This is a genomic window from Nostoc sp. DedSLP03 (assembly GCF_034530815.1).
Lineage (GTDB): Bacteria > Cyanobacteriota > Cyanobacteriia > Cyanobacteriales > Nostocaceae > Nostoc.
This window is the reverse complement of sequence record NZ_JAVRCK010000019.1, coordinates 53,782-67,131: the sequence shown is the minus strand read 5'-3', so window position 1 is coordinate 67,131 and position 13,350 is coordinate 53,782. Positions and strand designations below refer to the sequence as shown.

Here is a 13,350-nt window from a genome sequence, read left to right as displayed (position 1 = left end):
TTTATCACCTTTTTTAATTAATTTAGTCATTGGTTATTAGTCCTTTGTCCTTTGTCCTTTGTTTATTTACTAATGACCAATGACTAATGACTAATGACTAATGACCAATGACTCTTTAAAACAAATGCCAACCTATAGTACCAATAACGTACATTCCCGCCAACCCAGCGAAGGTAAATTGTAACCGCCGCAAAATGGGTTTGATTTCGTATGAGACAATTAAGCGATCGCGGTTCAGGACTTCCTGTGGTTTAGTCCAAGTTTGACCGTCGTACCAGCCGGACTCTTCATAAAATACTGTGGGACTACAAAGGCGATCGCACACGTAGAACCAGCCTAAGTATAACCTTACCAGTATCAGCACTAACCCGACACTGGCTCCTGCTGCACCACAAAGGATAAAATGTGCAATATACTTGTGAGGAGGAAAACTTGCCGCAGCTATAGGCCCTGCGAAGAGCCAAGATAAACCCCAAATCCAAACAAGTTTCGTGATATACTCGCGCCAGTGTAAAGTAGTATCACGAAACAGCCAGGAAGTTTTTAACTCTTCGTATTCATTGAGTGGTTGTTGGTCTGTAGGAACTGGGCAATTAGAAACCGAAGACCTAATCATGTTGGCTTACCCTCACCTTCATCAGATTCTGGAAGGGAAATACGTTCTGCATGAATCCAGAACGCTTCTAAATTATAAAACTCCCGTTCTTTGGGCATCATGATATGAACGATCACATCACCGTAATCTTGTAGTACCCAATTGCCCTCGACTTTTCCTTCTGTCCTTAAGGGACGGCGTTGCAACTCAGTTTCGACTTTTCCTTCAATTGCTTGAGCGATCGCCCTTACCTGTACCTTAGAATAGCCAGTCATCATCACAAAGTAATCCGCCAGGTAGGATACCTCTGTTACTTTGAGCAATAGAATCTCACCTGCTTTGCGATCTGATGCCGCAACAGCGATAGTTGCAGCTAATTTTTCGCTCGCCTCTTCGGTTTGGCCGTGGCTTATTACCGCACTCTTCGTCAGTGGGACAGATTGCAATGGGAAATTTCCTTGGAAATAATCAGTCATTAAACCTCAGGTACTTTCTTCTTTTGAAACAATTGTTGACATTTACTTACAAACAACGAACAATTGATCTGACAAATATGCCAATAGGTTTTTTTGAATACTAACAAAAAAACAGGTGTCTATGGGATTAGTTTGATAATTGGCTGTTTAGATTTCGATATCCGCAACAGCTGAAAATCTGATGGTTATTGTGCAGCGATCAATCAACCAATAGCTTTGCAGCAGGAATTAACAGCGAAAATAATTGCAGATTAATCAAACAGCATAATATGTAATCTAAAGCTAGTAATTTGCAGGTAACTACACATCTACGCTTTACGCTGTCTGCTAAAAATTACGATCCAACACAGCATACTAATTACTGGTCTAGCAAAAGTCCGATTTATTATACACGCAAAAGTATTAATATATACTTTATAAGCAGTAACTCACGGTTTAGACTTCTTGCATAAATCAAAAATAAAGAACCCCACCCCGCATTTGAGTAAAGCAAACGCTCCTCTCTCGGATGCTTTGGGGAGAGGTTGGGGGGTGGGGAGTTAGGGACTTTTGCAAGAGGTCTATTGAATGAAGTGAACCACAAGATTTTTAGTTCAACAATCCACCTGACAACCTGTTTGTCTATTTTTATATTTTTAATAGTAAAATTTGCTACTCTTGAGAACTCCTAATATTTAGATATGAGGGTATAATCGTAATTTCTACAGATGTAACATAACTTTGCAGCAAAGATTAAACTTCTTGTTTCGTAACTATGCCTGTAGATTGAATTGCTCTACGTTCTGCTGTCAATGAGTAACACAAGGACTCATACTGATTTAAAGCTTGCTCAAAAGCATATTGCTCAACGGCATATTGGCGACTTTTATAACCCAGAGTTTTAACTTTTTCGGGGTTTTGGTACAAATCTAAAATTGCCATCGCTAAAGCTTGGGGATCTTCTGGAGGAACTATAACTCCGCCGCCACTTTGTTTGATGGCTCTTGCTGCCGTACCATTATCGGGTACAGAAGCAACTAAGGCCCCTCCACTAGCAAGTAACACTTGAATTTTTGACGGCATATTGAAGGATACAACATTTTTCTTTTGTACCACTAAACCAATATCCGCAGCTGCTAACATCTGTGGTAAATCTTTGCGGGGTTGAAATGGCAGTAATAACACATTATTTGCACCGCAGTCTAGACATTCCTGTTGTAATCGCTGTAAACCTTTTGCTTCTCCAACGATGACAAAGACAATATCTGGGATATCGCGCAACACAGAAGCAGCTTTGACAACGCTTTCTAAGCCTTGGGTTAGGGCAATGTTACCTGAATAAAGTACTACAAATTTGCCGTTTAGATTATGTGCTGTACGGAAAGGGTTATTTTCTTTAGGCAAAGGGCGGATAAAATTTACATCAACCCAGTTGGGAATTTGCACAATTTTGTCAGCTTCTACGCCTTTAGATCGCAAATTTTCCACAAACCCATCGGCAATGACGCTAATTTTAGTGGCAGTGCGGTAAGCAAATTTTTCTAATAATGTAAACAATCGGATAAGTAATTTATTTTTCAATAGACCGACATGGACGGCTGCTTCTGGTAAGATATCTTGTAGATTTAAAATTACAGGACAAGCACGTAACCATCCTAAAAGAGCAACTGGTACACAGCTTGGCAAGGATGGGGATGTTGAGAGAATCACATCTGGGCGCCAACCAATGAGGGCGGGTACAAAACTAGTGACAACGAAACTAGCATCTAGTAACACCCGATCTAATAGGTTGGGTTGGGGACGAATCCAAACGTAACTGCGTTGAATTTGAACGCCATTTTTGTATTCGTTGACATACCACTTACCCCGATATTCCTGATAAATTTGCCGCTCAGGGTAGTTGGGCATAGCGGTAACTACGCGCACTTGATGCCCACGCTTCACTAGTCCCTCTGCTAGTTCAGTCATTAGTGGGGCAATACCAATCGGCTCTGGATAGTAGTTGTAGGAGTAAATTAAAATCCGCATAAAATTTAGTCCGAAGTACCCCGGCTTTTTATTTAATGACAAATATTTGTCTGAAATATCATTTGGGCTTGGAAACCCCTATATTTAATTGTGACTCCAGACTCTTTTTCTGTCAGGTATTTTCCTTAAAGATTGAGTAAACTTTAAGATGTAATACTTAGAGGAACTGTAAATTTTTTTGACTATTTAAGCAGTTTTTCAATTGTTATTTTTTAATTGGTACTTACGTAGAACCCCTAAGTATATTAGTTTTTGTCAACCCTTAAATCAAATTTGGGATAGTTAGTATAAGTTACGTACATAAACCATTTTCCTAGAATCTGAATATTAATAATACTTTTTGCTCGTACTAGTAATTCAATGAGCGATCGCCCTTGTATTTTCTCTTTTTTTGCTGGCTCAGGTTTCCTCGATTTAGGTTTTGAAACCAGCGGTTTTAATATTGTTTATGTCAATGAAATCTTCGCCCCATTTATCGCCGCCTATCGCTATTCACGAGAAGTTTTGAAAATGCGATCGCCCGAATATGGATATCATCACGGTGAAGCAGCCGATGTAACAAATCTTATTACCGGAAAAGCAGCACAACACCTTCAAGAATTAGTCAAAGACTGTCGCAAATCTCATCATATAATTGGTTTCATCGGCGGGCCTCCCTGTCCTGATTTTTCTATTGGTGGAAAAAATCGAGGAAGTTTAGGAGATAATGGTCAACTTTCTGCTTCATATATTGAATTAATTTGCCAAAATCTTCCCGACTTCTTTTTATTTGAGAACGTTAAGGGTTTATGGAAGACTACAAAACATCGTTTATTTTTTGAATTGCTCAAGCAAAAATTGCAGGAATCAGGATATATATTAACAGAACGATTAATTAATACTATCGAATATGGCGTACCCCAGCATAGAGAAAGAATTATTCTAATTGGTTTCAAAAAGAATTTTCTTCAGAACATAGGAATCAAAATCGATAGTGAAAAGTTACTACATGAGGAATATTTTCCTTGGGATAATTATATTTTATATCCTCACGAAAAAGCCTTTGCTTACCCTTGGTGTAAGTGTGAACCATTCCAAGAAAATTCTTTAATACCTTGTCCTGATAATATACCTGAAGAATTAACAGTTGAATACTGGTTTAGAAAAAATAATGTTCTGAAACATCCCAATACTGAAAACTGCTTTCAACCAAGGGCAGGGATCACAAAATTTGCTGCTATTGATGAAGGAGATGATTCTAAAAAGTCTTTCAAACGTCTGCATAGATGGCGTTACTCTCCGACAGCTTGCTATGGAAATAATGAAGTGCATTTACATCCTTACAAAGTTCGACGGATTTCTGTAGCAGAAGCTTTAGCTATCCAATCTTTACCTGCAAATTTTGTACTTCCAGAAAATATGTCACTCACTAATATGTTTAAAACTATTGGTAATGGTGTTCCATATTTGGCATCGCAGGCATTGGCTCAAAGTATTATTAACTTCTTAACAAATAGTGCAAACAAACCTCTTTATATTCCCAGTATTACTACTACTTAGCGTTAACTTAAACACTTGTAGTAATCCTGGGATATCTGTAAAGCCGATATTAAAGACAATTCAGCAACTTGTTTTCAGGATAAACTCGTAATAAATGTGGTTTAATATATATATAAGAAATGTTTTAATTTTTTATAAAGTTTAATAATCAATCACTGGCAGAAGACACGATGGCAGCAGACTATCCAGATATTGATATTGCGCCATTTATCGATCACGCACTGTTAACGCCAACGGCTACTCCAGAGCAGGTTGAGCAATGGTGTGAAGAAGCATATAGATTCAACTTTGCAGCAGTTTGTCTGTTCCCCGCTAATGTTAAGCAAGCAGTTGAACTTCTCCACGGTAAAAACCCGAAAGTTTGTACGGTGATAGGCTTTCCTTCTGGTGCAACGACTTCAGCAGTGAAACTGTATGAAGCTCAAGAAGCGGTGGATAGTGGGGCCACTGAGTTGGATGTAGTCATGAACTTGGGCTGGTTGAAAGCTGGCAAAACTGAAAAAGTCCATCGGGAGATTGCCGAAATTTGCGAAGAGACTGGGCAAACAGTCAAAGTAATTTTGGAAACTAACCTGTTGACAGATGCAGAGAAGAAAATAGCTGCTGAAATAGCTATGGAGGCGGGAGCAGCATTCTTAAAAACTAGTACAGGTTGGAATGGTGGCGCCACAGTGGCAGATGTACGACTTTTGCAGGAATTGGCAAAAGAAAAAGTGGGAATTAAGGCTTCAGGTGGTATTCACACTATCAATCAAGCCCTAGACTTAATCGTAGCAGGTGCTACTAGATTAGGCACATCTCGCGGTATGGATTTGATCCGTCAGCGCGATAACTTGGGAAAGGGTGAATAGTCATTTGTCCTTTGTCATTTGTCTTTTGTCATTTGTCCTAATCTAATGACCGTTGACCAATGACTAATGACTAAATAACTACTAATGACTAGTGACTAATGACTAATGAGTAATGAGTAATGAGTAGAACCTACAAAGCAACTGGTATTAATCTTAAAACCCAGGCGCTAGGAGAATCGGATAAAATAGTGACGATTTTGACACGAGAATTCGGTCTAATTCGAGCCGTGGCTCCAGGGTCGCGTAAGCACAACTCCAGCCTGGGCGGTAGGAGTGGAATGTTCGTTGTGAATGAACTATTGATTGCCAAAGGGCGATCGCTTGATAAAATTACTCAAGCACAGACGTTAAAAACTTATCCTGGTTTAGCTAAAGATTTGGGAAAACTGGCTGCTAGTCAATATTTAGCAGAAATAGTTCTGTGTGAAGCTTTGAGCGAACAACCCCAAGAAGAACTTTATGATTTGTTCAATGAACATCTCCATCGCTTAGAGGCAGTGTCTAGTGCAAATCTATCTGGTGTTTTAGCTCATCTAGCTCATGCTGTGTTTCACCTTTTAGCCTTAGCAGGACTGACGCCACAAGTGCAAATCTGCTGCCTATCTCAACGTTCCCTGAAGCCAGACTTCACAGACCCCAACTGGCAAGTAGGATTTAGCATCCCTGCGGGTGGAACGGTTTCCTTAGAAGCTAGAGAACGTTTGCGAAAAAAAGGAGAAAGGGAGATAAGGGCACAGAGGCAGACAAGCAGGGGAGCAGGGGAGCAGGGAGAGATTAATAACCAATACCCAATGCCCAATGCCCCATCCGCAATGCTCAATGCTCCATTCCCAATGACGCCAGTTGCTTCAACGGAGGAAACCTCCGCAACGCACTGGCTCCCCAATGCCCAAACAATTGTTATGCATCGGCAAGAAATACCTGTGATTTCTAGTCGTTTGGGTGCTATGGAACTAGCTTTGCTTCAACATCTGTCACAACCAGAGATAATGCAAATTGATGGTGCTAGAGATCGTAACTGGTTATCTGTTGAGCAGATTTTGCGCCAGTATGCTCAGTATCAATTAGGTCGCCCTATTCGCTCTGCTACCTTGATCGACTCTTATTTTGCTGCCAACCATGATGCAACCGTCTGATTTGGATAAAAAAATCCTGCCTTTGTCACCTAGCCTCGCCAAAAAACAGAATAGAGTATCAGATCCTACACTCAGAAATCACTTGAGTGCTGTTCCCAAGTGTACACCTAGTCAAATGAATGGCCAAGAAATGTCCCCAAAAGACGTTTCTAAAAACGATCAAAGTTGGACAACAGAGATCCCAAAAACTGATGTTACAAGCCAATCAGAAACACAATCTGAGGACAAATTAACCACTGCTGAGGTAGATAGCAATGGGCTTCGTAATGGGCAGAATTTGTCAGTAGCTACTATCCCAGAGAAAGAATTACCGAAATTAGATGGGTCGGGTTCAGGTGGAGAAGCTATTACAGAGGATATAAAACAGCTAGGATTTTTACCTGTATTAAAAAATCCTAATTTCTTGGCTCTTTGGGGCGGTCAAGTTTTCTCTCAACTAGCAGATAAAGTTTATTTGGTACTGATGATTGCCTTGATTAATACTCAGTTTCAAGGAAGCAATCAGAGTATTAGTGGTTGGGTATCAGTCTTGATGATGGCTTTTACTATTCCAGCCGTATTGTTTGGTTCCGTTGCTGGGGTGTTTGTCGATCGCTGGTCGAAAAAGGCTGTGCTGGTAGCAACAAATATTTGGCGCGGCATTCTGGTTTTGTCAATTCCCTTCATGCTGTGGTTGACTCATGATTGGAAACCCATAGGATTGCTGCCAGTGGGTTTTGTAATTATCTTGGGTGTGACTTTTTTGGTTTCGACTTTGACGCAGTTTTTTGCCCCGGCAGAACAGGCGGCAATTCCCTTGATTGTAGAAGAACAGCATTTACTCTCGGCTAATTCGCTTTACACAACAACGATGATGGCATCGGTGATTGTTGGGTTTGCTGTTGGAGAACCGTTATTAGCGATCGCTGATGGACTTTGGCTGCAAGTTGGTGGTAGTGGTAATTTGGGCAAAGAACTTTTAGTAGGTGGCAGTTATGCGATCGCTGGAATAATTTTGTTCATCCTGGCAACTAAGGAAAAACACCACCCCGATACAGAATTCCCTCACGTATTCTCTGACTTGCGAGACGGTTTTGCCTATCTCAAAGCAAATCATCGCGTCCGTAATGCTTTGCTTCAACTGATTATCTTGTTTTCTGTCTTTGCAGCATTAACTGTTCTAGCTGTTCGGATGGCAGAAATAATTCCCAATATGAAAGCCTCCCAGTTCGGCTTTTTACTAGCAGCTGGCGGTGTTGGCATTGCTGCTGGAGCAACAATTCTTGGTCAATTTGGTCAACGTTTCTCCTATACTCAGCTAAGTCTGTGCGGTTGTATGGGTATGGCCGCATCCCTGATTGGTCTGTCAGTATTTACAACTCAATTGTGGCTCGTATTGTTACTGGTAGCGCTAGTGGGCATCTTTGGGGCACTAGTCGGAATTCCCATGCAAACCGCAATCCAAACAGAAACACCTCCAGAAATGCGTGGTAAAGTTTTTGGCTTACAGAACAATGTAATTAATATTGCCCTCTCCTTACCTTTAGCATTAGCTGGTGTCGCAGAAACCTTTCTGGGATTACAAGTAGTTTTTTTAGGATTAGCTGCGATCGTCTTTTCAGGAGGTATATTAACTTGGTATAACTCACACAAGTAGTTATCAGCTAACAAGAGTTATTATTCATTACCTTGATGTAATTAATAATTTACTTAAAGCTTTTGTGTTCATGGTAAACTGTTGCCAGTGAAAATTTATCACATACTTGCCGGATATGAATCTGACATAAGTCAGAATAAGTTGTTTAAACATCAGAAATTAACAACTTATAACTAAAATAAATAAAGCCATAAATCCACTGGTTTAATTAGCTGACAATAAGCTTTTAAACTAGTAGAAAGTTGTGGAAATTTTTAATAAATAAAAAAACCAGCAAGTATAGCTAGATAAAATAAAAATCACAAAGGACACCAAGTAATAGATTTAACCCGCTTTTCTTACAGCTAAATAAAGAATGCGTATAGCCTGGATTGGAAAAAAATCACCCTTTTGCGGCAATGTCACCTACAGTCGAGAAATTACAAATGCCTTGCTAGATAGGGGACATCAAGTTAGCTTTCTTCACTTCGCCCAGGAAGAGTCTGAACCTGATAATTGGCCAAATCTTCGAGAGGTTTCCCTACCTTTCATTTACAAGTCCCAGGTTTACACAATTCCCACTTTTAAAGCCACCAAAGTTTTAACCGATTCACTGCGGGAAATCAAACCAGATGTAGTACATGCTTCCTTAACGTTATCTCCTCTAGACTTTTTTCTACCGGAAATCTGTGAAGAACTGAGGTTGCCCCTAGTTGCTACTTTTCACACACCATTTGCTGGCAAGGGAGCAAAGCTGGTATCAGGAACACAACTTTTGGCTTATCAGCTCTACGCGCCTTTTTTAGTTAACTACGATCGCGTGATTGTATTTTCCCAAATTCAGCGAGAATTATTGGCAGGGATGGGTGTAAGAGAAGAAAATATTGCCGTAATTCCCAATGGTGTTGATACTGCCAAGTATTCTCCAGGATTTTCTCAAATCAAAGCAGAATTTAAAGCCGAACGTTTATTTGTCTATCAGGGTCGCATAGCGCCAGAGAAAAATGTTGAAGCGCTCCTTCGGGCTTGGAAGCAGTCGGCAATGAGTCCTGGTACGAAGTTGCTAATTGTTGGCGACGGCCCTTTAAAGTCTTCCTTAGAGCCGTTTTTTGGTTCAGAATACGGCATTATCTGGTTGGGATTTGTCGCTGATGAAGACCGACGCATCGAAATTTTGCGGGGCGCAGATGTATTTGTTTTGCCTTCATTGGTAGAGGGTTTATCCCTATCTCTGTTAGAAGGAATGTCATGTGGGTTAGCTTGTTTAGCAACAGATGTGGGTGCAGATGGAGAAGTATTAGAAAAGGGTGCAGGTGTAGTTATTAGTACCAAAACAGCGCGATCGCAATTGAGAACCCTCTTACCAGTGCTGCAAGACCATCCAGAGTTAACAACCCTACTAGGGCAAAAAGCTAGACAGCGTGTATTAGACCGCTATACCCTTAGTAAAAATATTAGTCTGCTGGAAGAACTTTATAAAGGAGTTTTAGCACAGCGACCTCTACCACTAAGTCGTAGAGCGTAGGGAAAGGGAAAAAGTGCGATCGCACTCTAATTCTAAATTCTCAGATGGTAATCAATGAGTGCGATCGGGTAAAATACAAACTTCTGGGAGTCGCTGGATATCTTCTGACTTAACTTATCAGTGCTGTGTATCTTTTTTTCTGGGCAATTATCAGCAAAAATTAATAAATTAGTTAATATGAAATACTAATTAATAGTAAATTAAAGCTAAAAAATTACAAAATGACTGCAATCATCAACATAAAAACATTATATGAATCTAATTACTTGCAATGGTTAGAGGAGACTATTAAATGTCTCAAAAATCGACAATTAGCAGACATTGACTATGAAAACTTAATAGAAGAATTGGAAGATTTGGCGAAGAATGAAAAAAGGCGAGTAAGAAGTTTATTAGAACAGATTATTAGACATTTATTACTTTATCAATATTGGGATTTAGAAAAGCCAAGAAATGCTAATCATTGGGCAGCAGAAATTATTAGTGTTCGTAATCAAATCAATGAAGATTTAAGCACCAATATACGCAAACATTTAGAGGATAATTTCAGCAGAATTTATAGCAATGCTTTAGATTATGTTAAAGCTAAAACAAACTTAACCAATTTACCTGAATCATGTCCTTATTCCTTAGAGCAAATTTTGGATAAAAATTGGTTGCCTTAATCTTAAATTTTGTTTGATTTTTTATTATATAAAACATATTCATATTTTAACTCAGCAACACCATAAAATTAAGTCGCTGAATTATTCACTAAAGACCATCCCAAAGTAGTTGGCTGTTCATAAACCCGCTTTAGAGTATTTACATCTCTAGCAGAAATAGACGGCGGGTTACGAACTTGAGAAAAATATAGCGCATCAGTTTGTAGCGGACTATGACCCCAAATTCCTAACGCATGACCGAATTCGTGGCGGGTAGCTGCAATGAGATATTTACCTGTTTGACTGGGGCTTAACAAGATGGTGAAGCGGTGGGATAAAATTTTGTTGCTGGTGTATAACTCGTAAGTAGTTTGGGCCGATCGCGCACGGGGTATATTACTACCAGGCAAAATTTGTAGAGGTGGCGCTTTTCGGACAATCGTAATATCAGCAACTTCTGGCTGTTCGACTACTGTTAAAGGTAAATAAGTACTCCACTCCTGTACACCCTGCAAGACACCATTAACCCATGCTTGAGCTTGTTTTTCGCTGACAGATTTTGGTGGTTCTACGTAAACTCGAACAGGAAATTGTGACCAGACTAAATAACCAACTTGGGTTGTTGTGATTTGGGAAAAGTAGTCACCACTGTTAGTGTTATCTTGCCACTGCGCCAGTGTGGGTGGTAAGGGATGGGGTTTTGGGGAAGTGCCGAGAGAAATTATTAAATCTGAATGTACATATTCTGGTACTATTGCAAACCCATTACTCAACTGGATATTAGTAAAAATGATTAACAGCCCTGTGCCAATAAACAAGGCAAGAGCTGTAATTAACCGTCGTGAAATTAAATTTCTTAGGGTGTTAAGTATCCGGTGTTGGGTTCTTTTCCCCATTTACCTATCCTTATTTAGGTAGCCAACCAGCACTTAAAACTACTGTTAAACCGAGAAAAATTACTGTCAATGCCCAAGTAATTCGGTTTAAGGTGTTTTCTGCACTTTTGGTGCTGCTAAATAGCTGGGCTTGTCCACCAATAGCGCCAACGCCATCACCTTTAGGACTATGCAGTAAAACCAAGATAATCAAACCAGTGGCGGAAAATGCCCAAATGCCTTGCACGATATTACTAACTGTCATGGTAGGAATCTCATTTATAAAAAGTTTCAAAAAACAGAATTCAAAAGTTAGGAGTTTTTAGTAAACTCCTAACTCTTGTACAGACGCGATTAATCGCGTCTATACTCAGCAATCTTTTACAGCCCTACTTGCACGGGAGTGCGAGTACGTTGTAGCTCGTATTCTGCTGTTTTTAGCAGCGATCGCCCGGTCATTTCTGGTGGCTGAGGCAGCTGTAAAATCTCTAGAATCGTGGGGGCGATGTCGGATAGCTTGCCATCGCTTCGCAGTTCGACATTTGTACCATATCCAGGGATTTTAACTTTCTCTCCTTCCACCAAGATGAAGGGGACTGGGTTAGTGGTATGAGCCGTCCAGGGATTACCCCCTTCATCTAGCATATACTCAGCGTTGCCGTGATCGGCAGTAATAATTGTTGTACCACCAGCTTTGATAACGCTCTCTAACAAACGTCCCAAACAGCGATCGACTGTTTCAATTGCTGTAATGGTAGCGTCGATTTGACCGGTATGCCCTACCATGTCTGGGTTAGCATAGTTAATCACAACTAGGGAATATATACCCTTTTGAATCGCAGCGATCGCTACATTTGTAACTGCTGCTGCTGACATTGCTGGGGCGTGGTCGTAAGTTGCTACCATCGGGCTGCTTACTAGTTCCCGATCTTCTCCGGTAAAAGGTTCCTCCAGACCCCCATTAAAGAAATAGGTGACGTGGGCATATTTTTCTGTTTCGGAGGTGCGGAACTGATTCAAACTATGATTGGCTATAACTTCTCCCAGAATGTTACTGAGATTCTGAGGCTCAAAGGCTACAGCCACGGGTAAGTCTGGATCGTACTGCGTAAAGGTGACAAAAGACAGAGGTGTGATTTGCTGTCTTTCAAAACCATTAAACGTGGGACTGACCAAAGCTTGAGTCAGTTGTCTGGAGCGATCGGGGCGGAAGTTGAAAAATATCACCCCATCCCCTGGTTCTATTGCACCGGGAGCAATTCTGATTGGGTTGACAAATTCATCTTTTATCCCTTGGTCGTAAGATGCTTGCAAGACTTCCACAGCCTTGAGACCATTACCAACACTATCTTGTATCATCATGTCGTAGGCGCGTTTGACTCGATCCCAGCGGCGATCGCGATCCATCGCGTAGTAGCGACCGCTGAGGGTAACTATGCGCCCAATTCCTATGCGGTCTATATAATCTTGTAGCAGCGCGATCGCTCTTACACCGTCAGTTGGGGCGGTGTCACGACCATCGGTGATGGCATGAATACAAACTTCTGGAATTTGCTGGTTCTTGGCTAAGTCAAGTAGTCCGAATAGATGGGTGATATGCGAATGTACCCCTCCCTCAGAACAAAGCCCGACTAGATGCAGCTTGCTATTCCGAGAACGAACTTCTTGGCAAATTTTGAGGAGTGCTGGGTTTAAGGCAATAGAACCGTCTTCGACTGCATCGGAGATGCGTACAAGTTCTTGCGGTACCACTCGCCCAGCACCAATGTTCAAATGACCAACTTCCGAGTTGCCCATTTGACCTTCTGGCAACCCTACGGCTTTTCCTGATGTGTGGATGAGGGTATGCGGGTAAGCTGCCCATAAACTGTCCACAATGGGAGTTTTAGCAGCAATAATGGCGTTTCCTCGCGTTTGGTCGCAGTAGCCCCATCCGTCTAAAATGACTAGCACCACAGGAGCAACAGGTGCTTTGGTCATAGTAAAATTGCCCTTTACTTTTTGTAATACCCGAATGATACCACTGCTAATCCACGCCGCAAGTGAATTTTTGCTTATTAACTTCTTTTACGAAGGACTTGCGGTTT

General features: G+C 40.8%; 12 protein-coding genes. 6 read left to right on the top strand and 6 right to left on the bottom strand.

Annotated elements, in window-relative coordinates:
* Window positions 1–115: 115 nt before the first annotated feature.
* From RM368_RS11870 to RM368_RS11860, 3 genes are all read right to left on the bottom strand, one after another.
* On the bottom strand, window positions 116–616 hold the full coding sequence (locus RM368_RS11870) for a CGLD27 family protein (protein WP_322694231.1): 501 nt from the start codon (window positions 614–616) through the stop codon (window positions 116–118).
* On the bottom strand, window positions 613–1,071 hold the full coding sequence (gene rsfS / locus RM368_RS11865) for a ribosome silencing factor (RefSeq protein WP_322694230.1): 459 nt from the start codon (window positions 1,069–1,071) through the stop codon (window positions 613–615). Before rsfS ends, RM368_RS11870 begins: the two co-directional genes overlap by 4 nt.
* Before the next feature lie 732 nt (window positions 1,072–1,803).
* Window positions 1,804–3,078 carry a glycosyltransferase family 4 protein gene (locus tag RM368_RS11860; protein WP_322694229.1) on the bottom strand — a complete coding sequence of 425 codons (1,275 nt, stop codon included), beginning with the start codon at window positions 3,076–3,078 and terminating at the stop codon, window positions 1,804–1,806.
* A 360-nt stretch (window positions 3,079–3,438) separates the two neighbouring features.
* Between RM368_RS11860 and RM368_RS11855 the strand changes: the two genes are divergently transcribed.
* The 6 genes from RM368_RS11855 to RM368_RS11830 all read left to right on the top strand — a co-directional run bounded on the left by RM368_RS11855 (window position 3,439) and on the right by RM368_RS11830 (window position 10,409).
* Complete coding sequence (locus RM368_RS11855; protein WP_322694228.1) at window positions 3,439–4,617, top strand: DNA cytosine methyltransferase; 1,179 nt, start codon at window positions 3,439–3,441, stop codon at window positions 4,615–4,617.
* A gap of 170 nt (window positions 4,618–4,787) precedes the next feature.
* Complete coding sequence (gene deoC, locus RM368_RS11850) at window positions 4,788–5,468, top strand: deoxyribose-phosphate aldolase (RefSeq protein WP_322694227.1); 681 nt, start codon at window positions 4,788–4,790, stop codon at window positions 5,466–5,468.
* A gap of 119 nt (window positions 5,469–5,587) precedes the next feature.
* Window positions 5,588–6,604 (top strand): DNA repair protein RecO, encoded by a 1,017-nt coding sequence (gene recO / locus RM368_RS11845; RefSeq protein ID WP_322694226.1) that lies wholly within the window; start codon window positions 5,588–5,590, stop codon window positions 6,602–6,604.
* Complete coding sequence (locus RM368_RS11840; protein ID WP_322694267.1) at window positions 6,591–8,240, top strand: MFS transporter; 1,650 nt, start codon at window positions 6,591–6,593, stop codon at window positions 8,238–8,240. The genes recO and RM368_RS11840 overlap by 14 nt, the downstream gene beginning before the upstream one ends.
* Before the next feature lie 355 nt (window positions 8,241–8,595).
* Window positions 8,596–9,744 carry a glycosyltransferase family 4 protein gene (locus RM368_RS11835; RefSeq protein WP_322694225.1) on the top strand — a complete coding sequence of 383 codons (1,149 nt, stop codon included), beginning with the start codon at window positions 8,596–8,598 and terminating at the stop codon, window positions 9,742–9,744.
* Window positions 9,745–9,965: 221 nt separating this feature from the next.
* Entirely contained in the window at window positions 9,966–10,409 is a 444-nt protein-coding gene (locus tag RM368_RS11830) for a DUF29 domain-containing protein (RefSeq protein ID WP_322694224.1), read from the top strand.
* 68 nt (window positions 10,410–10,477) lie between these two features.
* Here RM368_RS11830 and RM368_RS11825 read toward each other — a convergent pair whose 3' ends face one another.
* The 3 genes from RM368_RS11825 to gpmI form a co-directional block, all read right to left on the bottom strand.
* The gene (locus tag RM368_RS11825; RefSeq protein WP_322694223.1) at window positions 10,478–11,284 is read right to left on the bottom strand and encodes a peptidase; all 807 of its coding nucleotides are present in this window, start codon (window positions 11,282–11,284) and stop codon (window positions 10,478–10,480) included.
* Between the two features lie 10 nt (window positions 11,285–11,294).
* Entirely contained in the window at window positions 11,295–11,528 is a 234-nt protein-coding gene (secG, locus tag RM368_RS11820; RefSeq protein ID WP_109011945.1) for a preprotein translocase subunit SecG, read from the bottom strand.
* Window positions 11,529–11,644: 116 nt separating this feature from the next.
* The gene (gpmI, locus tag RM368_RS11815; RefSeq protein WP_322694222.1) at window positions 11,645–13,243 is read right to left on the bottom strand and encodes a 2,3-bisphosphoglycerate-independent phosphoglycerate mutase; all 1,599 of its coding nucleotides are present in this window, start codon (window positions 13,241–13,243) and stop codon (window positions 11,645–11,647) included.
* Window positions 13,244–13,350: the final 107 nt, after the last annotated feature.

Bases quoted from the DNA above. Each gene is read 5' to 3' on its own strand.
- RM368_RS11870 (WP_322694231.1), bottom strand. From the start codon at position 616: ATGATTAGGTCTTCGGTTTCTAATTGCCCAGTTCCTACAGACCAACAA.
- rsfS (WP_322694230.1), bottom strand. From the start codon at position 1,071: ATGACTGATTATTTCCAAGGAAATTTCCCATTGCAATCTGTCCCACTG.
- RM368_RS11860 (WP_322694229.1), bottom strand. From the start codon at position 3,078: ATGCGGATTTTAATTTACTCCTACAACTACTATCCAGAGCCGATTGGT.
- RM368_RS11855 (WP_322694228.1), top strand. From the start codon at position 3,439: ATGAGCGATCGCCCTTGTATTTTCTCTTTTTTTGCTGGCTCAGGTTTC.
- deoC (WP_322694227.1), top strand. From the start codon at position 4,788: ATGGCAGCAGACTATCCAGATATTGATATTGCGCCATTTATCGATCAC.
- recO (WP_322694226.1), top strand. From the start codon at position 5,588: ATGAGTAGAACCTACAAAGCAACTGGTATTAATCTTAAAACCCAGGCG.
- RM368_RS11840 (WP_322694267.1), top strand. From the start codon at position 6,591: ATGCAACCGTCTGATTTGGATAAAAAAATCCTGCCTTTGTCACCTAGC.
- RM368_RS11835 (WP_322694225.1), top strand. From the start codon at position 8,596: ATGCGTATAGCCTGGATTGGAAAAAAATCACCCTTTTGCGGCAATGTC.
- RM368_RS11830 (WP_322694224.1), top strand. From the start codon at position 9,966: ATGACTGCAATCATCAACATAAAAACATTATATGAATCTAATTACTTG.
- RM368_RS11825 (WP_322694223.1), bottom strand. From the start codon at position 11,284: ATGGGGAAAAGAACCCAACACCGGATACTTAACACCCTAAGAAATTTA.
- secG (WP_109011945.1), bottom strand. From the start codon at position 11,528: ATGACAGTTAGTAATATCGTGCAAGGCATTTGGGCATTTTCCGCCACT.
- gpmI (WP_322694222.1), bottom strand. From the start codon at position 13,243: ATGACCAAAGCACCTGTTGCTCCTGTGGTGCTAGTCATTTTAGACGGA.